16 protein-coding genes and 2 pseudogenes are annotated in these 23,443 nt (G+C 71.4%); 7 read left to right on the top strand and 11 right to left on the bottom strand.

The window, feature by feature from the left end:
* Nucleotides 1-66 precede the first annotated feature (66 nt).
* Nucleotides 67-1,821, top strand: a complete 1,755-nt coding sequence (locus H305_RS0113055) for an NAD+ synthase (RefSeq protein ID WP_028800788.1) — start codon at nt 67-69, stop codon at nt 1,819-1,821.
* 171 nt (nt 1,822-1,992) lie between these two features.
* Here the strand turns inward: H305_RS0113055 and H305_RS0113050 are convergent, their stop codons facing one another.
* The 3 genes from H305_RS0113050 to H305_RS0113040 all read right to left on the bottom strand — a co-directional run bounded on the left by H305_RS0113050 (nt 1,993) and on the right by H305_RS0113040 (nt 5,701).
* Complete coding sequence (locus H305_RS0113050; RefSeq protein WP_037763739.1) at nt 1,993-3,933, bottom strand: S53 family peptidase; 1,941 nt, start codon at nt 3,931-3,933, stop codon at nt 1,993-1,995.
* Nucleotides 3,934-4,418: 485 nt separating this feature from the next.
* Entirely contained in the window at nt 4,419-5,042 is a 624-nt protein-coding gene (locus H305_RS0113045; protein ID WP_028800786.1) for a DUF305 domain-containing protein, read from the bottom strand.
* Complete coding sequence (locus tag H305_RS0113040) at nt 5,039-5,701, bottom strand: DUF3105 domain-containing protein (protein WP_028800785.1); 663 nt, start codon at nt 5,699-5,701, stop codon at nt 5,039-5,041. The genes H305_RS0113045 and H305_RS0113040 overlap by 4 nt, the downstream gene beginning before the upstream one ends.
* Nucleotides 5,702-5,875: 174 nt before the next feature.
* Between H305_RS0113040 and H305_RS0113035 the strand changes: the two genes are divergently transcribed.
* Nucleotides 5,876-6,307: an RrF2 family transcriptional regulator gene (locus tag H305_RS0113035; protein ID WP_028800784.1), complete on the top strand. Its 432-nt coding sequence runs from the start codon at nt 5,876-5,878 to the stop codon at nt 6,305-6,307.
* A gap of 147 nt (nt 6,308-6,454) precedes the next feature.
* Here H305_RS0113035 and H305_RS0113030 read toward each other — a convergent pair whose 3' ends face one another.
* Nucleotides 6,455-7,642, bottom strand: a complete 1,188-nt coding sequence (locus H305_RS0113030; protein ID WP_028800783.1) for a globin domain-containing protein — start codon at nt 7,640-7,642, stop codon at nt 6,455-6,457.
* A 326-nt stretch (nt 7,643-7,968) separates the two neighbouring features.
* Here H305_RS0113030 and glnA point away from each other — a divergent pair, with 326 nt between their 5' ends.
* Nucleotides 7,969-9,330 carry a type I glutamate--ammonia ligase gene (gene glnA, locus H305_RS0113025; RefSeq protein ID WP_028800782.1) on the top strand — a complete coding sequence of 454 codons (1,362 nt, stop codon included), beginning with the start codon at nt 7,969-7,971 and terminating at the stop codon, nt 9,328-9,330.
* Nucleotides 9,331-9,421: 91 nt separating this feature from the next.
* On the opposite strand, the pseudogene H305_RS54695 reads toward glnA, so the two are convergent.
* Nucleotides 9,422-9,502 (bottom strand): annotated as a pseudogene (locus H305_RS54695) (integrase); the annotation flags it as partial.
* Nucleotides 9,503-9,672: 170 nt separating this feature from the next.
* Between H305_RS54695 and H305_RS0113020 the strand changes: the two are divergent.
* Entirely contained in the window at nt 9,673-10,818 is a 1,146-nt protein-coding gene (locus H305_RS0113020; protein ID WP_028800781.1) for a PP2C family protein-serine/threonine phosphatase, read from the top strand.
* 241 nt (nt 10,819-11,059) lie between these two features.
* Here H305_RS0113020 and H305_RS0113015 read toward each other — a convergent pair whose 3' ends face one another.
* The 4 genes from H305_RS0113015 to H305_RS0113000 all read right to left on the bottom strand — a co-directional run bounded on the left by H305_RS0113015 (nt 11,060) and on the right by H305_RS0113000 (nt 15,075).
* Nucleotides 11,060-12,082 carry a TolB family protein gene (locus H305_RS0113015; RefSeq protein WP_028800780.1) on the bottom strand — a complete coding sequence of 341 codons (1,023 nt, stop codon included), beginning with the start codon at nt 12,080-12,082 and terminating at the stop codon, nt 11,060-11,062.
* On the bottom strand, nt 12,079-13,635 hold the full coding sequence (locus tag H305_RS0113010) for an MFS transporter (protein ID WP_028800779.1): 1,557 nt from the start codon (nt 13,633-13,635) through the stop codon (nt 12,079-12,081). Before H305_RS0113010 ends, H305_RS0113015 begins: the two co-directional genes overlap by 4 nt.
* Before the next feature lies 1 nt (nt 13,636).
* Nucleotides 13,637-14,524, bottom strand: a complete 888-nt coding sequence (locus H305_RS0113005) for an alkaline phosphatase family protein (RefSeq protein ID WP_028800778.1) — start codon at nt 14,522-14,524, stop codon at nt 13,637-13,639.
* A gap of 110 nt (nt 14,525-14,634) precedes the next feature.
* Nucleotides 14,635-15,075 (bottom strand): VOC family protein, encoded by a 441-nt coding sequence (locus H305_RS0113000; protein WP_028800777.1) that lies wholly within the window; start codon nt 15,073-15,075, stop codon nt 14,635-14,637.
* Nucleotides 15,076-15,202: 127 nt separating this feature from the next.
* Between H305_RS0113000 and H305_RS0112995 the strand changes: the two genes are divergently transcribed.
* Nucleotides 15,203-18,199, top strand: a complete 2,997-nt coding sequence (locus H305_RS0112995) for a bifunctional [glutamine synthetase] adenylyltransferase/[glutamine synthetase]-adenylyl-L-tyrosine phosphorylase (protein ID WP_028800776.1) — start codon at nt 15,203-15,205, stop codon at nt 18,197-18,199.
* A 1,076-nt stretch (nt 18,200-19,275) separates the two neighbouring features.
* Nucleotides 19,276-19,606 (top strand): annotated as a pseudogene (locus tag H305_RS54685) (amidohydrolase family protein); the annotation flags it as partial.
* Nucleotides 19,607-19,677: 71 nt separating this feature from the next.
* Here the strand turns inward: H305_RS54685 and H305_RS0112990 are convergent.
* The gene (locus H305_RS0112990; RefSeq protein WP_028800775.1) at nt 19,678-20,538 is read right to left on the bottom strand and encodes a phosphatase PAP2 family protein; all 861 of its coding nucleotides are present in this window, start codon (nt 20,536-20,538) and stop codon (nt 19,678-19,680) included.
* A gap of 110 nt (nt 20,539-20,648) precedes the next feature.
* Nucleotides 20,649-21,683, bottom strand: a complete 1,035-nt coding sequence (locus H305_RS0112985) for a LacI family DNA-binding transcriptional regulator (protein WP_028800774.1) — start codon at nt 21,681-21,683, stop codon at nt 20,649-20,651.
* A gap of 467 nt (nt 21,684-22,150) precedes the next feature.
* On the opposite strand from H305_RS0112985, the gene H305_RS0112980 reads away from it, so the two are divergent.
* Nucleotides 22,151-23,425, top strand: coding sequence for an extracellular solute-binding protein (locus tag H305_RS0112980; protein WP_028800773.1), 1,275 nt, complete (start codon nt 22,151-22,153; stop codon nt 23,423-23,425).
* Nucleotides 23,426-23,443 lie beyond the last annotated feature (18 nt).

Raw genomic sequence — 23,443 nt, 5'->3', positions numbered from 1 at the left:
CCGGCCGCCGGGTGCAGTGGGGCGGCACACACCCGATTGCGTCGCTCTGACGATTAGACTGGTGCCGTGCCTCAACTACGCCTCGCTCTGAATCAGATCGACTCGACGGTCGGCGACATCGCCGCCAACGCCGAGGCGATCGTCCGCTGGACCCGGCACTCCGCCGAGCAGGGAGCGCACCTGGTGGCGTTCCCCGAGATGGTGCTGACCGGGTATCCGGTGGAGGACCTCGCCCTGCGGTCGTCCTTCGTCGAGGCCTCCCGCGCGGCGCTGCACTCGCTCGCCGCCCGCCTGGCCGACGAGGGATTCGGGGAGCTGCCGGTGATCGTCGGCTACCTCGACCGGTCCGAGACGGCGCAGCCGAAGTACGGCCAGCCGGCCGGCGCCCCGCAGAACGCCGCCGCCGTGCTGCACGGCGGCCGGGTGGCGCTGACCTTCGCCAAGCACCACCTCCCGAACTACGGCGTGTTCGACGAGTTCCGGTACTTCGTGCCCGGCGACACCATGCCGGTCGTACGGGTGCACGGCATCGATGTCGCCCTCGCCATCTGCGAGGACCTCTGGCAGGACGGCGGGCGCGTCCCCGCCGCCCGCTCCGCCGGGGCCGGCCTGCTGCTCTCCGTCAACGCCTCCCCGTACGAGCGCGACAAGGACGACACGCGTCTGGAGCTGGTGCGCAAGCGGGCCCAGGAGGCGGGCTGCACCACCGCCTACCTCGCCATGATCGGCGGACAGGACGAGCTCGTCTTCGACGGCGACTCGATCGTCGTGGACCGTGACGGTGAAGTCGTCGCACGGGCACCGCAGTTCGCGGAGGGGTGCGTCGTCCTGGACCTGGACCTGCCGGCCGGGGCCGCCGAGCCCGTGACGGGAGTGGTCGACGACGGGCTGCGCATCGAACGGCTGGTCGTCTCCGAGGAGCCGCTGCCGCCCTACGAGGTGGAGCTCACCGGGGGCTACGCCGAGCGGCTCGACGACGACGAGGAGGTGTACTCGGCGCTCGTCGTCGGCCTGCGCGCCTACGTGGCGAAGAACGGCTTCCGTTCCGTGCTCGTCGGCCTGTCCGGAGGCATCGACTCGGCGCTCGTCGCCGCCATCGCGTGCGACGCGGTCGGCGCCCAGAACGTGTACGGCGTGTCGATGCCGTCGAAGTACTCCTCGGACCACTCCAGGGGGGACGCGGCCGAACTGGCGCGACGCACGGGGCTGAACTTCCGCACCGTGCCGATCGAGCCGATGTTCGACGCCTACATGTCGGCGCTGGGGCTGACGGGCCTGGCCGAGGAGAACCTCCAGTCGCGGCTGCGGGGCACGATGCTCATGGCCGTCTCCAACCAGGAGGGGCACATCGTCCTGGCGCCCGGCAACAAGTCCGAGCTGGCCGTGGGCTACTCCACCCTGTACGGCGACTCCGTCGGCGCGTACGGGCCCATCAAGGACGTGTACAAGACGTCCGTCTTCCGGCTCGCCGAGTGGCGCAACCGGGCGGCGGCCGAGCGCGGCCGGACGCCGCCGATCCCGGAGAGCTCCATCACCAAGCCGCCGAGCGCCGAGCTGCGGCCGGGCCAGGTCGACACGGACTCGCTGCCCGACTACCCCGTCCTCGACGCGATCCTGGAGCGGTACGTGGACCGTGACGAGGGTGCCGACACCATCGTGGCGGCCGGCTTCGACCGGGAGCTCGTGGTGAAGACGCTCCGCATGGTCGACACGGCGGAGTACAAGCGGCGCCAGTACCCGCCGGGCACCAAGATCTCCGCGAAGGGCTTCGGCAAGGACCGCCGGCTGCCCATCACCAACGGCTGGCGCGAGCACGCGTGACCCGCGGCGGGGTGAGGAACCCGCCGCCGCCGGGCCGGCCGGTACCCGGGCGAACGCCCGCGCCATGGGGCGAATGCCCGCGCCCGCTCCTCACGGACGGACAGGACGAACGGGTGCGCCCGCTTCTCCCGAAGAGACAGGAGAAGCGGGCGCACCCGTGATGACGGTCCGTCAGTGACGGCTGTACGACTCCACGTAGCCCGGGGCGGGCGAGCCCACGCCGGTGACGTCGTCGTAGCCCTTCACGGCCTTCAGCGAGCTGTCCTTGCCGAGGCTGCGGACGGAGGTGAGCACACCGTCGGCCGCGTCGAAGCCGTTCGCGAAGTCGACACGCGCCACGGCGAGCCCGGACCCGGTGGGGGTGTCCGTGACGTCGTGGTACGCCTTCGAGCCGTACTTGGCGTAGATCGACGGGTTGGCGAAGCCGATCGCCTTGCCGCCGCGCGCCTCCTGGGCCAGGGCCTGCACGGCCGCGATCACCGGAGCGGCGAGCGAGGTGCCGCCGATGCGGTACTCGCTGTACTGCTCGGTCCCGTCCGGGAAGGTCTGCGTCTGGCCGACCTTGAAACCGGTGTTGGGGTCGGCGATCGCCGCGATGTCCGGGACGACCCGGTTGCCCGCGGGGTTGTTCGCCGTGGCGAGCGCGTTCGGGACGACACCCTTCTGGTAGTACGGCTGCGCCACGGTCTTGCTCGTGCCGCCGCCCGCACCCGAGGTGAACGCGCCCGGGAACGCGTCCCAGCTCTTCCCGTCGGCCGACAGAGCGGCCTTCTGGGTGCCCCAGCCGGTCTCCCACAGGTACGAGTCGCCCTTGCCGACCGCCAGCGAGGTGCCGCCGACAGCCGTCACCCACGCCGAGTTGGCCGGCGTGTCGACCTGCTTCGTACCGGTGTTGGCGACCTCGTCTCCGTTGTCGCCGGAGGAGAAGTAGAAGCCGATGCCCTGGACGGCGCCGAACTGGAAGACCTGGTCGTAGGCGGCCGCGATGTCCGGCGTCTCGTTGGCCTCGATGTCGCCCCACGAGTTGGAGACGATGTCGGCCAGGTGCCCGTCGACGATCTTGTTCAGCGAGTCGAGCAGATCGTCGTCGTAGCAGGAGGCGGCACCCACGTAGGTGATGCTCGCGTCCGGCGCGACCGCGTGCACGGCCTCGACGTCGAGGGTCTCCTCGCCGTACCAGCCGGCGGCTCCGCACTCCTTCGTCTTCGTGTACTTCTTCGGCAGCACCTGACGCAGCTGGCTGCTGCTGTACGCCGCGTCACCGTGCTTGCCGGCGTAGGTGGCCGCGTCGAAGGCGATGGTCGGCGAGGCGTACGCGTCGGTGATGGCGACCCGCACCCCCTTGCCGGTGCGCTTGCCCGCGCCGTACGCGGCGCGCAGCTGCTTGCCCGTGTAGCCCTTGACCGCGTACGGGATCTTCGAGCCGTAGGCGTCCGGCAGGGTGCTCGCGACGTTCGAGCCGTAGTACGAGGAGAACGGCCCGGAGTTCTTGAACACCGCGTCCGGGGGCGGCAGCTGGTCGGCGTGCGTCGCCTTGTGCGGCGCGTTGTCCAGGCCGGTGACGGTCAGGACGGCGCCGTTCAGGGCGGCCGGGGCGGAAGCCGTCCTGGACGGCGCCCGGTAGGTCTTGGCACCCTTGGCGTAGTTGTGCAGCTGGGTGCCGAAGGCCTTCTCGGCCGCGGCCACGTCACCGGTCACGGAGACGTAGTGCCGCGTGGTGCCGGTGACCTTCAGGCCGGCCGACTTCAGCCACGAGGTCACCGCGGTGACCTGGGCCTTGGTGGCGCCGAAGCGCGCCTGCGCCTGCTTGGCGCTCAGGTACTTGCCGTACGAGGCCGAGTCCGGGTCGGACACCGCCTTGGCGTACGCGGCCAGACCGGAGGCGTTCCGGCCGGCGAGGTAGACCCGGGCGGAGACCTGGGAGCCGTCGGACGTGGCCCCCTTGTCCGCCTTCGCCGTCGCCCAGGCGGGCTTGGTGCCCGCGAGGGTGTCCCGGCCCGGGCCGTCCGCGGCCTGGGCCGCGGGTATGCCGAGCGCCAGCGCGCCGGCGAGCAGTGGCAGTGTCGCCGCCATGCTCACCCCGGCGCGCGTCTTGGCGCGATTGGATCTCATAGAACCCCCTGCGATGCGGTTCGTCGCATGTAGTGGTCGTTCGGTGAAACACGTGGTTGCCCGCGCCCGAGGAGGCGGCGGGTAATGGATCACACGATGGGGGCCACTCTGGCGATGAACCGTTCATGCCAGGGGAATGGAAAGGCCAAGGAAACCCCAAGTGGCCGTGTTTCGCGGCTTTTTGGGGCGGTTTGCGGCAGGCCTTCGGGGAGAATCGAGGGTTTTCCCTCGGTTCCATGCCGAGTTGTTGTGAAAAGGCCCCGGCCTTGTGTAGGCGCGGGGCCGGCTGCCCGGGTCAGGGCTTCGGACGCGGCGGACCCGCCGGGCGTGCGGAGTACTGGTGCGGCCCTGCGGAGCTGTGCGACTGACGGGCCGTCAGTGCGCGAGGCCGCGGTCGGCGACGGGCCGCGGCGGTTCCGGGACGCCCGCCGGAACCCGGGCCGGGCCCGGAGCTCGGAGCCCCCCGGGACCGGCCCGCACGCGTCCTAGTCGCGAGCCTTCGCGCCGCGCGCCTTGAGCATGTCGGACATCAGCCGGATCTCCGACTGCTGGGCGTCGACCATGCCCTGCGCGAGCTTCTTCTCCACGCCGACCTTGCACTTCGCGGCACAGCCCTCGGCCATGTGGATGCCGCCCTTGTGGTGGTCGGTCATCAGCTGGAGGTAGAGGATCTCCGCCTGCTTGCCGTTCAGCGTGCCGAGCTTCTTCATCTCGGCGTCGGTGGCCATGCCGGGCATCAGCGCTCCGTCGTCACCGGAGGCCATGTCGCCCATGCCCATCCAGGTCATGGGGGCGTCCGCGGACACCTTCGGCAGCTCCCAGAGGTCGAGCCAGCCGATCAGCATGCCGCGCTGGTTGGCCTGCGTCTGCGCGATGTCGTACGCGAGACGACGTACCTCGGTGTCCTTGGTGCGGTCGCGCACGATGTACGACATCTCCACGGCCTGCTGGTGGTGGACCGCCATGTCGCGCGCGAAGCCCGCGTCGGCGGAGCCGGCGGCGGGCACGTCGGTGTTCGAACCGTCGTCCTGGGCCACCGCGTACGTGATCGCCCCGCCCGCGACGAGTACGGCCGCCGCGGTTCCCGCGATCCAGCCGGCCTGCCTCACTGGGACAGACCGTTGGTGCAGGCGGCGCCCGGCTCGGGCGTCTGCTTGCCCTGCACGAACTCCGAGAAGAACTTGTCGACGTTCGGGTCGCTCGCGCCCGTCACCGTGCGCTGCTTGCCCCAGGCGCTGAGCATGATCGGGTCCTTCTGGTCGTCGACGGGGCTCATCAGCGTGTACGGGGTCTTCTTGACCTTCGCCGCGAGGGCCTTCACGTCCGCGTCCGACGCCTTGCTGTTGTACGTCACCCAGACGGCGCCGTGCTCCAGCGAGTGCACGGCGTTCATGTTGTTGACCGCCTTGGTGTAGACGTCGCCGTTGCAGTTCATCCAGACCTGGTTGTGGTCACCGCCGACCGGCGGCTCCATCGGGTACTTCACGGTCTTGGAGACGTGGTTGCGGGCCAGCGTGCCCTGCCAGGTCTTCACGCCGTCCTTGCCCGTGACGAAGTGGCCCGCCGTCTTCGAGTCGCTCGCCGTGTCGTTCTTGTCGGACTGCGATTTCACGAGGACGACGCCGCCGACGACGAGGCCGGCGACGACGACCACGCTCGCGGTGATGGTGAGGATCCGGTTGCGCCGCTCACGGGCGCGCTCGGCACGGCGCAGCTCCTCTATGCGCGCCTTGCGCGAGGCGGTGCTGGTGTTCTTGGCGGAACCCATGGCGAGTCCTTATGGGGGAATGGGACGGTCGGTCCGCTGATCGTAGTAGGGGAGACGGGCGCGTATGCAGAGCGGGCCGCAGGAATGACCGAACAGGTGGCCTTCGGGCCGGTGCGCGGACGGCTTTCGTCCCGATAATTTGAACCTCGGATGCGCATTATTTACGCTCGCGGTATGCGGCTCCTGCGATCCACCGACCTTGCTCTGCGCGTCCTGATGCGGCTCGCCGTCGCGGACGGGGCCTCTCCCACGACCCGCGAGGTCGCCGAGGACATGGACGTGCCGTACACGCATGCCGCGAAGGTCGTCGCCGAGCTCCAGCACCTGGGGCTGCTCTCGGCCCGTCGCGGCCGGGGCGGAGGCCTCGCGCTCACCGAGGCGGGACTCTCGGCGTCGGTGGGCGCCGTCGTCCGCGCCTTCGAGGGGGACGGGGACGTCGTCGAGTGCGAGGGGGCCGTGCCCTGCCCGCTGAATTCCGCCTGCCGCCTGCGGGGCGCCCTCAAGCGGGCCCAGGAGGCGTTCTACGCCTCGCTGGACCCGCTGACCGTCGCGGACATGGTCGCCGCGCCGACCGGGCCGGTGCTGCTCGGCATCTCCCGGCGCTGACCGGGCCCCGCGGCGCCGGCCGGCACCTTCAGACGCCGGCCGGATCTCCCGAAGCCCTTCCGGAGACCTTCCGGCGCCCGTGGCCCCGACGCCGGCCGGCACCTTCCGGGCCGGCCGGCTCTCCGCCCCTCCGCGCCGGCCGGTGGCTCAGCCCTTGGCGAGCCACAGGTCGGGCCCGAACACCTCGTAGTGGACGTCGGCGGCCGCCACGCCCTTCGCGAGGAGCTGCTCCCGCACCCTGCGCATGAAGGGCAGCGGACCGCACAGGTACGCGCGGGTGCCCGGCAGGACCGCCACCCCGGACAGGTCGACGAAGCCCGTACGGTCGGCGGGGTGTCCAGGCTCCGGGCGCTCGTACCAGAAGTGGACGGCCGCGTCCGGCAGCTTGCCCGCGTACGCCTCGTGGTCGGAGCGCAGCGCGTGCTCTGCCGGTGAGCGGTCCGCGTGCACCACGGTGACCGGAGCGCCGTGCCCGGTGTCCGCGAGCTGCTCCAGCATCGCGATCATCGGAGTCACGCCGATTCCGGCCGAGGCGAGCACGAGCGGTGCGTCGTCGGCCTCGAGCACCAGATCGCCGTACGGGGCGGAGAGCCACAGCCTGCTGCCTTCGTGCACGCGCGCGTGCAGGTGGTTCGAGACCTCGCCGTCGGGCGCGTCGCCCCCGTGCACTCGCTTCACGCCGATCTGGCGCACGGGTGAGCCCGGGGCGCTGGACAGGCTGTACTGACGTATCTGACGGGCGCCGTCCGGCAGTTCGACGCGCACCGAGACGTACTGCCCCGGGCGGAAGTCCGGCACCGGCCCGCCGTCGGCCGGGCGCAGCCGGAAGGTCGCGACGTCCGCGGTCTCCTCGACCCGGTCGACGACCTCCCACTCGCGCCAGCCGCCGCCGTCCCGCTCGTCGTACAGGCGCCGCTCGATGGCGACGAGGGCGTTCGCCATCAGCCAGTAGACCTCGTCCCAGGCCGCCGCGACCTCGGGGGTCACCGCGTCGCCGAGCACTCCGGCGATGGCCGCGAACAGGTGCTCCTGGACGACCGCGTACTGCTCGGGCGCGATGCCCAGGGAGGCGTGCTTGTGGGCGATGCGCTGGAGCATCGCGTCCGGGCGCTCGTCCGGGCGCTCCACCAGATGGGTGGCGAACGCGGCGATGGAGCCGGCCAGGGCCTGGCGCTGCGTGCCGGCGGCCTGGTTGCCGCGGTTGAAGAGGTCGCGCAGCAGGTCGGGGTGGGCGGCGAACAGTCCGGCGTAGAAGCGCTCGGTGATCTCTCCGATGGCGGCTCCGACGACGGGGAGGGTGGCGCGCACGGTGGCGGTGGACTGTTCGGACAGCATCAGGGCTCCTCGGAGGAGAGGCGGGAGGGTGGGCCGCGGCCCCCCTTGTCTGCCTCGCACGGTAATAAAACTTGCATCTCAGATGCAAATTTAAAGGGAGGCGGGAGGAGGTGGGGGTCGGCCATTTCAGAGACGCCGTCGAACAGGCAAGATGGGCCCAGAGCAGGACACCTGCCGTACGCGAGGCGTTCAGGCCGGAGTCGCCCGGGCGATCATGGTCCGCAACGCGCACGAAATGGTGTTGTGGTGGGATGCTCAGGTGGCCCGATCGTCCCCGGGGCGTGGGAGCAGGCGGCCTGACCAGCAAGGATGGGTGGAAGCGGAAGATGGACAAGCAGCAGGAGTTCGTGCTCCGGACCCTGGAGGAGCGGGACATCCGGTTCGTACGTCTGTGGTTCACGGACGTGCTCGGCTTCCTCAAGTCGGTGGCCGTGGCCCCGGCCGAGCTGGAACAGGCCTTCGACGAGGGCATCGGCTTCGACGGTTCCGCGATCGAGGGCTTCGCTCGCGTCTACGAGTCCGACATGATCGCCAAGCCGGACCCCTCCACCTTCCAGGTCCTGCCCTGGCGCGCGGAGGCCCCCGGCACCGCCCGCATGTTCTGCGACATCCTCATGCCGGACGGCTCCCCGTCCTTCGCCGACCCGCGCTACGTGCTCAAGCGGGCCCTGGCCAAGACCTCCGACCTGGGCTTCACCTTCTACACCCACCCGGAGATCGAGTTCTTCCTGCTGAAGGACCGCCCGCTGGACGGCTCGCGTCCCACCCCCGCCGACAACTCCGGCTACTTCGACCACACCCCGCAGAACGTCGGCCAGGACTTCCGTCGCCAGGCCATCACGATGCTGGAGTCGATGGGCATCTCGGTCGAGTTCAGCCACCACGAGGGCGCCCCGGGCCAGCAGGAGATCGACCTGCGCTACGCCGACGCGCTCTCCACGGCCGACAACATCATGACCTTCCGGCTGATCATGAAGCAGGTCGCGCTGGAGCAGGGCGTGCAGGCCACCTTCATGCCGAAGCCGTTCTCGGAGTACCCGGGCAGCGGAATGCACACCCACCTCTCCCTCTTCGAAGGCGACCGCAACGCCTTCTACGAGTCCGGCTCGGAGTACCAGCTCTCCAAGGTCGGCCGCTCCTTCATCGCGGGCCTGCTCCGGCACGCCGCGGAGATCTCCGCCGTCACCAACCAGTGGGTCAACTCCTACAAGCGCATCTGGGGCGGCTCCGAGCGCACCGCCGGCGCCGGCGGTGAGGCGCCGTCGTACATCTGCTGGGGCCACAACAACCGGTCCGCACTGGTCCGCGTGCCCATGTACAAGCCCGGCAAGACCGGCTCGGCCCGCGTCGAGGTCCGCTCCCTCGACTCCGGCGCCAACCCCTACCTGGCCTACGCCCTCCTCCTCGCCGCCGGCCTCAAGGGCATCGAAGAGGGCTACGAACTGCCGCCGGGCGCCGACGACGACGTCTGGGCCCTCTCCGACGCCGAACGCCGCGCCATGGGCATCGAGCCCCTCCCGCAGAACCTCGGCGAGGCCCTCACCCTCATGCAGCGCAGCGAACTCGTCGCCGAGACCCTCGGCGAACACGTCTTCGACTTCTTCCTGCGCAACAAGAAGTCGGAGTGGGAGGAGTACCGGTCCGAGGTCACGGCGTTCGAGCTGCGGAAGAATCTTCCAGTGCTGTAAGGACAGGTCAGCGGCACTTCTCGTGACGCCGTAGGCCGGGCCTGCGGTCGATGACCGCAGGCCTCTGTGTGCCGCCAGGTAGGTGCTACGGCGCTTTGACGTTCTCGCCGGCGTCCCGGAGCACCGACGCGTAGAAGTGCCTCAGAGCATGCATCCCGTGCTCTCGCGCCGTCTGCCGGTCCCTGCGGGGGCCGTGGCATGGACGTGCACCCGCCCGGCCGCGGAGTTTTAGCGCCAGATCAGGCAGCGTTGGCGTGAGACTGTGAATTGGGCCGCGCCAGTCTCCGGGCCGGCCAGGGCGGCCGGGTGGAGCCGTAGGTGCCGGCGAGGCAGGCTTGGTGCATGAAGTCGCTCTTGCGCTCACCCCCGGTGCCAAGAGCAGGCGGTCATCACCGGGTCCTCTTCACGCTGATGCAGTATCTGCCCTATCTGATCGCACTGGCCGTGCTGGTCATCGAGCTCACGCCTGCGCACTTCATCTATACGGGCCCCTTTCTCACGGCGGTCCCGGCGCTGGCGGCAGTGACTTTGGGGCCCAAGGGCACCACCGCGGCGGCCGCCCTCGCGCTGGCGATCAGCGTGACCACCGCGACCTACAACGGGGCGTGGGGGACGCTGCAGGTCTACAGCAACTTCCTGGCCTTGGCCTTGGTCTCCGTGGCCGGCTTCATCACCAGCCGCGCCATGCAGGAGCGCAGGCAGCGAGAGCTCGACCAGGTCCGCAGCATCGCCGTAGCGGCCCAAGAGGTCGTGCTGCGGCCTGTGCCCGCGTGCCTGGGCCCACTGCGGGCCGGCAGTCTGTGCCTTGCGGCCGGGACGGGGGCGCGGGTGGGCGGGGATCTGTACGAGGCCGTGCAGACGAGGTACGGCGTCCGGATGATCGTCGGGGACGTCCGGGGAAAGGGTCTGTCCGCGGTGCGAGCCGTCGCGGTGGCGCTGGGCGCGTTCCGGGAAGCCGTGCACTATGAGGAGGACCTGGTGGAGGTCATGAACCGCTGCGCGGCTGCGCTGCGACGGGAACTCTTCGTGCCAGGTGCGTATGGCCAGGAGGTTCTGCTGGAAGGGTTCACCACGGCGCTCATCGCGCAGGTGCCAGACCAACCCCTGGTACAGCTGGTCAACCGTGGGCATCCACCACCGCTGCTGCTGCACCAGGGCAGTGCTGCACCACTGACGCCGAGCTCGGTGTCGCCGCCTCTCGGCCTCGAAGATCTCATCACTGACCTCCCCGAGAAGTCTGAGAGCTATGCGTTCGTCCCCGGCGACCGTCTGTTGTTGTACACCGACGGTGTGATCGAGGCCCGCAATCGCGACGGCGAATTCTTCGCCCTGCCGGAGGCCATGGAGGAGATAGGCGCCGGTCCCAGCCCACCGGAATTCCTGGAGCAACTGCACCAGGGGTTGACCCTCCACACCGGCGGCGACCTGGCGGACGATGTGGCGATGATCCTCGCTGATCGGCTCAACGACCTACCAGGGTCACCTTAGGGTGGGGCATACGTCGGGTGACCGTTGTTCTCGGCTGCGAAACCGCGGCTCGAGGGTCGCCCTCCGCACGGTCTGTGAATCTGCCGGCTGTCGGGAGGCGGCCGTAGCCGGGCCGTCGTTGGGCCGTGGGGTCGACCTGCAACAACGAATGACGACCGGGAGCGACCCGACCCCGTGCAACCCGCACGGTCACCACGGGGCCCCACCGGCGTCCCGGGGCGGGCCGGTTCGCGCCCGCACGTCAGCCGATGTACGCCGGTGACACCGCCGCCGTGCTGATGCGTCGTGGTGCTCCCGTGCCGTCCGACGGGACGGTGTAGAGGTCGGCGCCGTAGTCGCCGGGCAGGGCGTAGACGAGGGTGTGGTCGTCGCGCCAGACGGCCTGGTCGTCGACGCTGCGGGGCTCGGCGAGCGGGGTTTCCCGCATGGTGCGCAGGTCGAGGACGTAGAGGTGCCAGGGGGCGTCCTTCGGGAGGCCCTCGGCCCGCTTCTTGAAGGCGACGCGGGTGCCGTCGGGGGAGAGGGACGGGCATTCGACGTTCGTGCGCAGCGTGGTGACCGTGCGGGTGCGCAGGTCCCCGCGGACCAGGTAGGTCTTCCCGCCCGTCGCCAGCGTCGCGTAGAACGTGCGGTCGTCGGCGGCGAAGGTGACGCCCCAGAAGTTCACGTCCGCCGCGTGGTGGATCCGGCCGTCCTTCACCACCCGGTACGCCTCCAGGGACGGGGTCAGCTTCCCCGTCCGCGTGTCGACGACGGCCGCGCGGGTGGAGAAGTTCGTGCCCGCGTACGAGTCGCCGCCGACGAATGCCGTCCAGGAGGCGTAGCGGCCGCTGGGGGAGACCCGGGCGCGGGACGGGATGCCCGGCACGTCGTAGCGTGCACGCTCCTTCAGCCGCGCGTCGAGGACCACGGCACGGTAGGTGTCCTGGACGGGCCCGTGCACCGCCTGGAGGCACACCCCGGTGCCTGCCGCCGCGTAGAAGCGCAGGCACTTGACCCCGGACGCCGTGCGCGGGCCCGACGGGTCGGACGCCGGGACCGTGGCCAGTTCGTCGCGGTGCGGGCCCCACGCCATGTTCCGGAAGACCATACGGCCGCCGTCACCGGTCAGCGCCACCGTGCCCGCGGTGATCCGCGGGCCGCCGGGCCGGGCCTGGTTCCTGCGGTCCGCCCGGGCCGACGCGTGCAGGACGGACGCCGTGGCGACGCCCGCCAGGACGACCAGCGCCGAGACCAGGACCAGGATGCGGGTGCGGAGGGTCATGCGAGCCCTTCGGGAGGGGTGGGACGGAGCCGGAACGAGAACAGGGCGCAGCACACCAGCGCCACGGCCGACGCGGTCAGCGCCGTGCGGTCGCCCCACGCCGTCCAGGCCGCGCCGAAGCCGAGCGAGCATGCGAAGCGGGCCAGCGCCTGACCCGTCTGGACCAGCGCGAGACCCGACGAACGCAGCTCCCTCGGCACGCTGTCCGAGGCTGCCGCCATCAGCACGCCGTCGGTCGCCGCGTAGAAGCCGCCGTGCAGCACGAGGACGGCGTACGGCAGGGCCGTCCCGTGCCAGGAGGACAGCAGGAGTCCGTACGCGAGGAGCAGGGCGCCGTGGCCCGCCAGGAACACCCGCCACCGGCCGGTCCGGTCCGCGAGGCGGCCGAGCGGGACGGCCAGCAGCAGGAACGCCGCCGCTGTGCCGAGCGGCAGCAGCGCGAACCACCGGTCCGGCACGCCGAGCCGCCGCTGGAGCAGCAGGTACACGAACGAGTCGCTGACGGTCGCGAGCCCGAGGAGCAGGGCGCAGACGGTGATGCGGCGCAGATCACGCCGGTGCAGGAGAGCGAGGGCGGCGCGGAGCGTGGGGCGGGAGGCCGCCTTCCCGCGGTCGGCGGCCGCGGCGCTGTCCACGGCGGTGTCCGCGGTGGTGTCCGGACCGGTTTCCACAGCGGCGTTCAGGCCGGTGTCCAGGCCGGCTTCCACAGAGAGCTCGCCGGCCCTCCTGCCGGGGCGAGCCGTCGTCTCGGAGCCGGTTCCCGTGCCGGCGCGGGCCTTCGCCTCGGAACCGGCGCCGCCGCCGGCCCCGGCCCGTGCGTCGGAGCCTGCCCCTGCGCCGAAGCCGGTCCTTGCGCCGGAGTCGGCGTTCGTGCCGGGGTCGGCGTTCGTGCCGGAACCCCCCGGCACGAACAGCACCAGCACCAGCACACCGGCCACGGCCACGCAGAAGCTCACCGTGAACACGGCGTCGTAGCCGTCCACGGTCGTCCGCAGGATCAGGAAGGCGACCAGGGGCCCGAAGAGCGCGCCCGCCGTGTCCATCGCACGGTGCACGCCGAAGGCGCGCCCCCGGGTCTGCGGAGTGCTCGACAAGGAGATCAGCGCGTCGCGCGGGGCGGTGCGCAGGCCCTTGCCGGTGCGGTCGGTGGCCAGGATCAGCCCGATGGGCGTCAGGGACTGCGCCACGAGCAGCAGGGGCTTGCAGGCCGCCGACAGCGCGTACCCGGCGCCCGCCACCCATTTGTGCCGGCCGCCGCCCCGGTCGGCCAGGTGCCCGCCGACCAGACGCACCAGCGCCGAGAAGCCGTTGTAGATCCCGTCGAGGAGCCCGAAGCCCAGGGGGGACAGGCCGAGGCCCGCCACCAGGTAGAGGGGCAGCACGGCCGTCACCATCTCCGAGGAGACGTCGGTGATCAGACTGACCGTGCCGAGCGCCAGCACCGTGGGTGCGACCGCGGCACGGCGCCGCCCGGCCCGGGGCCGGGCGGCGCCTTCCGCGGACGCCGCCGCCGAGGTCCTCGGTGTGCCGGCGCGGCTGTCCGCCACGTACATCTCAGGACGTCCAGATGCCGGTGATGTCCTTGGCCGAGGCGGCGTTGCCCGCGTGCGGGAGACCGTGCATGTCCTCCAGCGTGCGCAGCAGGTCGTAGTGGTTGAACGTCGTGGAGGACGAGGAGCCGGCGGTCACCTGCTGGCCGTAGAGCACGGTCGGGATGCGGTTGCCGCTGAGCCGGTTGTCCTCGTCGAAGGTGACGACGAGGAGACTGTTGTGCGTCTTGGCCCAGGTCGCGTAGGCGCCCAGGTTGTTCTTCAGCCAGGTGTCGCCCGAGGACACCGAGCAGTCGTGCATGTCGCTGCACAGGTTGGGGACGACGAAGGAGACCTGCGGGAGCGTCGAGTAGTCCGTCGGGAACTGCGCGAACGTCCGGGCGCTCGACGTCGGTACGTTGCTGAAGCCGAACCACGGGTTGTGCTTGCGGGCGTACTTGCCGCTGCTGCAGGTCGTGGAGCCCTGACTGGGCAGCGTCTCGTTGTAGCTGCCCCACGTCCTGCCCGCGGCGATCAGCTCGGAGGCGAGGTTGGGGGCCGAGGAGAAGCCGGGCGTGTAGCAGCTGTCGTCGGTGATGCCCTGGGTGGAGCCCGAGAACAGGGCGAAGTAGTTGGGCTGGCTCGGGTGGGTCTCGGCGTAGGACTGGGAGAGGTTCGCACCTCCGGTCTTGAGGGAGTTGATGTACGGCGCGCTGGACGAGCCGATCACCTGGCTGTAGGCGTGGTTCTCGAAGACCACGACGACGACGTGGTCCGGGGTCGGGACCGCGGCCGCGGCGTGCGCGGTGGACGAGCCGCCGAATCCGGTCCACAGCCCGACGGCCGCGGCGGTGAAGGCGAGGGCCGACGCCACGAGGGCACGGCTGCGGCGGTACACGTTTCTGCCGGACACTTCAGACCTCCGGTGGGGGGGAAGAGGCGGGGGCGGTGCGGACAGAGCATGCGCACGCCAATATTCCCCCGCCCCACGCGGCCCAACCCGAGGGGTGAAGAGCGGATGAACTACTGCCGCCGGGCCGCCAGCTCGCCCAGCAGCCGGTGCAGCGGCTCCGTCTCGCGCCGCCGGTACTCCTGGATAGCCCAGCCGTTCCCGTCCGGGTCCTTGAAGTACATGAACGTGGCGCCGTCCTGCGGTGCGAACTCCACCGGCTCACTGACGTCGAGGCCGCGGGCCGTGAGCTCGTCGTACGCGGCCTTGGCGTCGGCGACGCACAACTGCATCCCGTGGTACGTCCCCGGCTGCGGGGTCCCGGTCGGGACCTGGAGGCCGTCCACCAGCGCGATGGAGCATCCGGAGCCGGGCGGAGTCAGCTGGACGATCCGCACCCCCTCCATCACCTCGCCGTCCAGGTCGACGTGGAACCCGACCTTGTCCCGGTAGAACTCCTTGGCACGGTCCACGTCGGACACCGGCAGCAGGATCACTTCGAGGGTCATGTCCATGGCGTGACTCCTTCGTCGTACGGCGCACGGGCATCCCCTACAGAAGCGGAGTCCGGCGTGGGGCGCCACCCTGGTGACCGGGGTTAGGCTCTGGCTCGTACGACCTTGATCGGACAGGAGGCCGAGGATGACGGCGCCGGGACGCAGGAGCAGTACCTTCACACGGCTGCTGCGGCACGGTTTCACCGACCCCTCCGCCGCCGAGCGCCTCCTGGACGGCGCCGAGCTGGAACCCGTCCGCTCCGACCCGGTGCTCCTGGAAGCGCTCGGCGCCACGGCCGACCCCGACCTCGCGCTCCTCGGACTGGTCCGGCTCGTCGAGGCGCAGGACGGCCACTCCGCCCAGCGGGAACTGCTCGACACCCTGATCGCGGCGAAGCCCCTGCGCGACCGGCTCCTCGGCGTGCTCGGCTCCTCGGCCGCCCTCGCCGACCATCTCGCCAGGCACCCGCGCGACTGGCACGCCCTCGTCACCTACGAGCCGCAGGACCTGCACCCCGGAGTACGGGAGTTCGAGCGGGGGCTCGCCGAGGCATCGTCCCCCGTCTCGCTGCGCGTCGCCTACCGGCGCTGCCTGCTGTCCATCGCCGCGCGCGACGTGTGCGGCACCACCGACCTCGCGCAGTCCGCCGCCGAGCTCGCCGACCTCGCCACCGCGACCCTGCGCGCCGCCCTCGCCATAGCCGAGACGGCCGCCCCCGACGACGCGGCGCAGTGCCGCCTGGCGGTCATCGCGATGGGCAAGTGCGGGGGGCACGAGCTCAATTACGTGTCGGACGTCGACGTGATCTTCGTCGGGGAGGCCGCCGACGGAGCCGACGAACGCAAGGCCCTCCAGGCCGCGACGAGGCTCGCCTCCCACATGATGCGGATCTGCTCCGAGACGACCGTCGAGGGCAGCATCTGGCCGGTGGACGCCAACCTGCGCCCCGAGGGGCGCAACGGACCGCTGGTGCGCACGCTGAGCAGCCATCTCGCCTACTACCAGCGGTGGGCCAAGACCTGGGAGTTCCAGGCACTGCTGAAGGCCAGGCCGGTGGCCGGGGACCTCGGCCTCGGCGAGCAGTACGTGGCCACACTCGCCCCGCTGGTGTGGCACGCGGCCGAGCGCGACAACTTCGTCGCCGACGTGCAGAAGATGCGCCGCAGGGTCGTCGAGAACATCCCCGCCGCCGAGATCGAGCGTGAGCTGAAGCTCGGCCCCGGCGGACTGCGTGACGTCGAATTCGCCGTGCAGCTGCTCCAGTTGGTGCACGGTCGGGCCGACACGTCGCTGCGCAGCGGCACCACGCTGGACGCGCTGAAGGCCCTGGCCGCCGGCGGTTACGTGGGGCGCGCCGACGCCATGCAGCTCGACGACGCCTACCGGTTCCTGCGCTCCATGGAGCACCGCATCCAGCTCTACCGGCTGCGGCGCACCCATCTGGTGCCTCAGGACGAGTCCTATCTGCGCCGCATCGGACGGTCGCTGGGACTGCGGTCCGACCCCGTCGTGGCACTGAACCGGGAATGGAAGCGGCACGCCGCCGTCGTCCGCCGGCTGCACGAGAAGCTGTTCTACCGGCCGCTGCTCGACGCCGTCGCCCAACTCGCCCCCGGCGAGAGCAGGCTGAGCCCCGACGCGGCCCGCGAACGGCTCGTCGCGCTCGGGTACGCCGACCCGGCCGCCGCGCTGCGGCACCTGGAGGCGCTGGCGTCCGGCGTCACGCGCAAGGCCGCCATCCAGCGGACCCTGCTGCCCGTCCTGCTCGGCTGGTTCGCGGACTCCGCCGACCCCGACGCCGGACTGCTCAACTTCCGCAAGGTGTCCGACGCCCTCGGCAAGACCCCTTGGTACCTGCGGCTGTTGAGGGACGAGGGCGCCGCGGCGGAGAACCTGGCGCGGGTGCTGTCCGCCGGCCGGCTCGCCCCCGACCTGCTGATGCGTGCCCCGGAAGCGGTGGCCCTGCTCGGCGACGGGGACGGCGGCGGGCTCGAACCGCGGACCCGGGACCACCTGGAGCAGGAGATACTCGCCGCGGTCGGCCGGGCCGACGGCGGCGAGCAGGCGGTCACCGCCGCCCGCGGGGTGCGGCGGCGCGAGCTGTTCCGCACCGCCGCGGCCGACATCGTCGCCTCCTACGGCACCGAGGAGTCGCCCGCCGTCGCCGACCAGGGCGCCCTGGTGGACCTGGTCGGCGGCGCGGTCTCCGACCTGACGGCCGCGACCCTCGCGGGCACGCTGCGGGCCGTGGTGCGCGACGGGTGGGGGGACACCCTGCCCACCCGGTTCGCGGTGATCGGGATGGGCCGGTTCGGCGGGCACGAACTCGGTTACGGCTCCGACGCGGACGTGCTGTTCGTGCACGAGCCCCGGGAGGGCGTCGACGAGCAGGAGGCGGCCCGCGCCGCGAACAAGGTGGTGTCCGAGATGCGGCGGCTGCTCCAGATCCCGAGCGCCGACCCGCCCCTGCTCATCGACGCGGACCTGCGGCCCGAGGGCAAGTCGGGCCCGCTGGTGAGGACGTTGAAGTCGTACGAGGCCTACTACCGGCGCTGGTCGCTGGTGTGGGAGTCGCAGGCGCTGCTGCGCGCGGTACACGTGGCGGGCGACGAGGATCTGGGCGGCCGGTTCATCGAGCTGATCGACCCGCTGCGATACCCGGTGGAGGGGCTCGGCGACGACGCGGTGCGCGAGATCCGCCGGCTGAAGGCGCGGATGGAGGCGGAGCGGCTGCCGCGGGGCGCCGACCCCACGCTGCACACCAAGCTCGGACGGGGCGGGCTGTCCGACGTGGAGTGGACCGTGCAGCTGATGCAGTTGCAGAACGGCTGGGCGGAGCCGGGCCTGCGGACGACACGGACGCGGGAGGCGCTGGCCGCCGCCTGTGCGGCGGAGCTCATTTCCACGGAGGACGCGGCGACGCTGGACGAGGCCTGGGTGCTGGCCACCCGGGTGCGCAACGCCGTGATGCTGGTCCGCGGCCGGGCCGGCGACACCTTCCCGTCCGACTCGCGTGAACTCGCCGCGGTAGGACGGTACCTGGGGTACGGGCCGGGCCACGTGGGAGACATGCTCGACGACTACCGGCGGACCACCAGGCGGGCGCGGGCGCTCGTGGAGGAACTGTTCTACGGGGCGTGAGCCGTCCCCGGACCGGTGACGGCCACGGCGACGTCGGCGTCACCGGCGTCGGCGTCCGCGACGGCTGCGTCGGGACCGTCGCCGCCACCCGCACCGGCGCCCGCGACGCGAGCCTCCGCGGCCTCGGTCCCGGTCGCGGTCGCGGTCTCGGCTCGGGTCGCGGTCGCGGTCTCGGCTCGGGTCGCGGTCTCGGGTCGCGGTCTCGGGTCGCGGTCTCGGCTCGGGTCCCGGTCCCGGTCTCGGCTCCGGCCGCCCCGGCTCCGGTCTCGGCTCGGGTCTCGGCTCGGGTCTCGGTCTCGGCTCCGGCCCCACCCGCAGCCGTACCCGCCCGCGCCCGACGCGACAGCGCCACGCCGGCGAGCACCATCACCATCCCCGCCACGGCCCGCGCGCCGAGGACCACGTCGCCGCCCAGGGCTTCGTGGCGGCGGGACTCGGGGTGAGCCTGATCCCCCTGCTCGGACTGGGGGCCGCCATCCCGACGTCGTCGTGCGCAAGGTCCGCGACCCCGAGCCCTTGAGGGCCATCTAGGCGGCCGTGCGCGAGTCGGCCCCCGAAAGGCCCGCGCTGCGGGGTCTGCTGGACGCGCTGAGCGCCGTGGCCCGCGAGGGCGCGTAGCCCTTTCCCGGGCCTCGCCCCGTGCTGTGGCCCGCGAGGGCGCGTAGCCCCTTCCCGGGCCTCACGCCCGCGCCGCGTAGCCCCTCCCGGGCCTCACGCCCCCTGCAAGGCGCTCGCATGGGTGAGGAAGGCGTCCAGGGCCGGTCCGAAGGCGCGGTTCGCGCGGTCCTCGCCGACGGCGTCCGGGGCCGCGGCGAGGCGCGGGGTGGCAGTGTCGTCCGGGAGCTCCCCATGGCCTCGGGGGCCGCGAGGCCCAGGGCCGAGCCGAGGACCAGGTTCTGCCGGGCGATGATCAGCGGCATCACGCGGATGCCCACCGCCGAGCTGATCCTCACCGGCGCCGAGGTCCGCACCCTCGACCCCGCCCGGCCGCACGCCACCGCGGCCGCCGTCCGGGGCGGGGTGATCGCCGAGGTGGGCGACGAGGACGACGTACGCGACCGGCGCCGGCCGGGCACCGAGACCGTCGCCACGCCGGAGCGAAGGTCGCCCTGGGCTCAGACTGGCCGATCGCCGCGTACGACGTGCGCGGCGTCCTGGCGACCGCCCGCGCGCCGCCGGGCGCGGCCTCGGCACGGGCCGGGCTCACGGGGCTCCGGGCGGTGCAGGGCCGCACGACGCACGCCGCGCTCGCCGCCGGGGGCGGGCCGGAGGCGGCCGGACGCATCGCTCCGGGCCTGCGGGCGGACCTCACGGCCTTCGCTCCGGACCCCGTCGAGGCACCCGCGGACGAGGTCGCCGAGGCCCCGGCGCTTCACCGTGACCGGGGGACACCTCGTCCACCGCGGAGCCCGACACCGGTACGCCCGCCGGGCCGGCGGCGGCCCCCTGGGCCCGCCGCCGGCCCGCGGGCGTACCGGTCAGGCCTTCAGCGGCAGCAGGGCGGCCCCGCCCGTACCCGGCACCCAGCGAGGCAGCGCGTACGGCAGGGCGCCGAACCACAGCCGCGCCACCAGGAAGCCGAACGCCAGGCACAGCATGCCGCCGACCGCGTCCAGCCAGAAGTGGTTGGCGGTGGCGACGATGACCACGAGCGTCGCGGTCGGGTACAGCAGGCCCAGAACGCGCGCCCAGGGCACGGACGCCAGCGCGAAGACGGTCACACCGCACCACAGCGACCAGCCGATGTGCATGGAGGGCATCGCGGCGTACTGGTTGGACATGTGCTTCAGGTCTCCGGAGGCCATCGAGCCCCAGGTGTCGTGGACCAGTACCGTGTCGACGAAGTGGCCGCCGGTCATCAGACGGGGTGGCGCGAGCGGGAAGAAGTAGTAGCCGACGAGGGCCACGGCCGTGGTCGCGAACAGCCCGAGCCGGGCTGCCGCGTAGCGGCCCGGGTGGCTGCGGTACAGCCACACCAGCACACCGAGCGTCACCACGAAGTGCAGAGTCGCGTAGTAGTAGTTCATCCCGATGATCAGCCATGTCGCCGAGTTCACGGCGTGGTTGACCGAGTGCTCGACGGCGATCCCTAGGTGGTGCTCCGTGCGCCAGATCCAGTCCGCGTTGCGCAGGGCCTCGTGCTTCTGCTCCGGCACGGCGTTGCGGATCAGCGAGTACATCCAGTAGCTCAAGGCGATCAACAGGATCTCGAACCAGAAGCGGGGGCGCCGCGGGGCCCGCAACCTGTGCAGGAATCCGTGCCCCGCTTCCTCCTCCGCGACGGGCTGTGGAGGGGCCTGCTCCCGGCCTTCCAGTGTCGTCACGGTCTTCTCACCCATAGGCACAGAGTCTGCCAGAAAAGCGTTCTGTGACCGATCATCCCCTGGTCGGGTCCGGGCCGCACGTTCTGCACCGGGAGGAGGGGCGCGAAGGCCCCGCATTCTCCTCCTCAGGGACGATTGCGGTCCCCGGGCGCAGAAGCGGTCGAACCGCGCACCACCAGCTCCGGCATGAACACGAACTCACTGTGCGGAGCGGGCGTCCCGCCGATCTCCTCCAGCAGCGTGCGGACCGCGGCCTGCCCCATCGCCGGGACCGGCTTGCGGATCGTCGTCAGCGGCGGGTCGGTGAACGCGATCAGCGGGGAGTCGTCGAAACCGACCACCGAGACGTCCTTCGGCACCTCCAGGCCGCGCTGCCGGGCCGCCCGTATGGCGCCGAGCGCCATCATGTCGCTCGCGCACACCACCGCCGTGCAGTCCCGGTCCATCAAGGCGCTGGCGGCGGCCTGACCGCCCTCCAGGGTGTAGAGCGAGTGCTGGACCAGCCGCTCCTCGATGTCGGCGGGGCTCAGCCCCAACTGCTCCTGCACGGTGCGCACGAAGCCCTCGATCTTGCGCTGCACGGGCACGAATCGCTTGGGGCCGAGAGCCAGCCCGATGTTGGTGTGCCCGAGCGAGACGAGGTGGGTGACCGCGAGGGCCATCGCCGCGCGGTCGTCCGGTGAGATGAAGGGGGCCTGCACCTTGGGAGAAAAGCCGTCGACGAGGACGAAAGGGACACCCTGGGCGCGCAGCTGCTCATAGCGCTGCATGTCCGCGGAGGTGTCCGCGTGCAGACCGGAGACGAAGATGATGCCCGCGACGCCGCGGTCCACCAGCATCTCCGTGAGCTCGTCCTCGGTGGAGCCGCCCGGTGTCTGGGTGGCCAGCACCGGCGTGTAACCCTGCCGGGTCAGCGCCTGCCCGATGACCTGCGCCAGCGCGGGGAATATCGGGTTCTCCAGCTCGGGGGTTATCAGGCCCACCAGGCCCTCGCTGCGCTGCCGCAGACGCACGGGGCGCTCGTAGCCCAGTACGTCCAGCGCGGCCAGGACGGACTGGCGGGTGGTCGCGGCGACGCCCGGCTTCCCGTTCAGGACGCGGCTGACAGTCGCCTCGCTGACCCCCGCCTGGGCTGCGATGTCGGCAAGCCGTGTGGTCACGGGATTGGACTGTACCGGCCGAATCTCCCCGTGCCCACCAACCAGACGCCGTGTGCGGGCGGTTGATCGGCCCGCTCCGGGCTGCTGCGTCATCGCGCTCCCTCTTGTTCTGGTCGGCTCGGCGTCCCGCGCGAGCGCCGCGGGAAGGGGTGGCTCCTGCAAGGCGCTGCCGGGCAGATGATCCCCGTACCCGTCCGCCATGGCAAGAGCTTGCAGAGTCTTGCACAGAGGCCCGCATGTCTGCTGAGCGGCCTCGCACAAGGGTTTCCTTAGTGACACCGACGGGTCACGGGCGGGTAACTCTCGGCAGTCCTTGCATTTTTTTTCTGCAAGGTCTTTCGCGGCGCTTACAACGCTGTTACGTTCACGTCGCCCGGCGGACGCAACGGCGCAGTCGGCAAGTCGGCAAGGAGAGCGGGCGGGACCGCTCCTCCACCCACTCGGGCTTTCACCCTCAAGGAGATCTCATGCGGCGTGGCATAGCGGCCACCGCGCTGGTGGCGTCCCTCGCCCTCGCGGCGACGGCCTGCGGCGGCAGCGACAGCGGCAGCGACAAGTCGGACGGCCCCCTCACCATCACGTGGTGGGACACCTCCAACGCCACCAATGAGGCGCCGACGTACAAGGCCCTGGCCAAGGAGTTCGAGAAGGCCAACCCGGACATCAAGGTCAAGTACGTCAACGTGCCCTTCGACCAGGCGCAGAACAAGTTCGACACGGCCGCCGGTTCCAAGGGCGCCCCGGACATCCTGCGCTCCGAGGTCGGCTGGACCCCGGCCTTCGCGAAGAAGGGCTACTTCCTGCCGCTCGACGGCACCGAGGCCCTCGCGGACCAGAGCAAGTTCCAGCCCAACCTGATCGAGCAGGCCAAGTTCGACGGCAAGACGTACGGTGTGCCGTTCGTCACCGACACCCTCGCGCTCGTCTACAACAAGGCGCTCTACAAGAAGGCCGGCATCACCGAGGCCCCGAAGACCTGGGCCGACCTGAAGACCGCCGCCGCGACGATCAAGAAGAAGACGGGCGTCGACGGCTACTGGGGCTCGACCCAGGCCTACTACGCGCAGTCCTTCCTCTACGGCGAGGGCACCAACACGGTCGACGCCGACGCCAAGAAGATCACGGTGAACTCGCCCGAGGCCAAGAAGGCGTTCGGCACCTGGCAGGGTCTGTTCTCCGGCAAGGGCCTGCACAAGGCGGACACCACCGCCGACGCGTACGCCCACATCCAGGACGCCTTCGTCAACGGCAAGGTCGCCTCGATCATCCAGGGCCCGTGGGAGATCACCAACTTCTACAAGGGCTCGGCCTTCGCGGACAAGGCGAACCTCGGTATCGCCACCGTCCCGGCCGGCTCCACCGGCAAGGCGGGTGCCCCGACCGGCGGCCACAACCTCTCCGTGTACGCGGGCTCGGACAAGGCCCACCAGGAGGCCTCGCTGAAGTTCGTGAAGTTCATGACGTCCGCGAAGTCGCAGTCGACGATCGCCCTCAAGAACTCCACGCTGCCGACGCGTGACGACGCCTACACCGCCGAGGTCAAGGCCGACCCGGGCATCGCCGGCTACCAGGGCGTCCTCCCCGCCGCCCAGCCGCGCCCGGCGCTTCCCGAGTACGGCTCCCTGTGGGGCCCGCTCGACACCGAGCTGCCGAAGATCGCGGGTGGCAAGGAGTCGCTGGACAAGGGCCTGAGCAACGCCGAACTGGCGATCGCCAAGCTGGTCCCGGACTTCAGCAAGTGAGCCCGTGTGGCCGCCGGA

Origin of the sequence: Streptomyces sp. 142MFCol3.1 (assembly GCF_000424945.1) — a bacterium.
In the GTDB taxonomy this organism is placed as follows: Bacteria; Actinomycetota; Actinomycetes; order Streptomycetales; family Streptomycetaceae; genus Streptomyces; species Streptomyces siamensis.
Note: the sequence above shows the minus strand (reverse complement) of the source record. Positions and strands in the feature narration are given on the sequence as shown.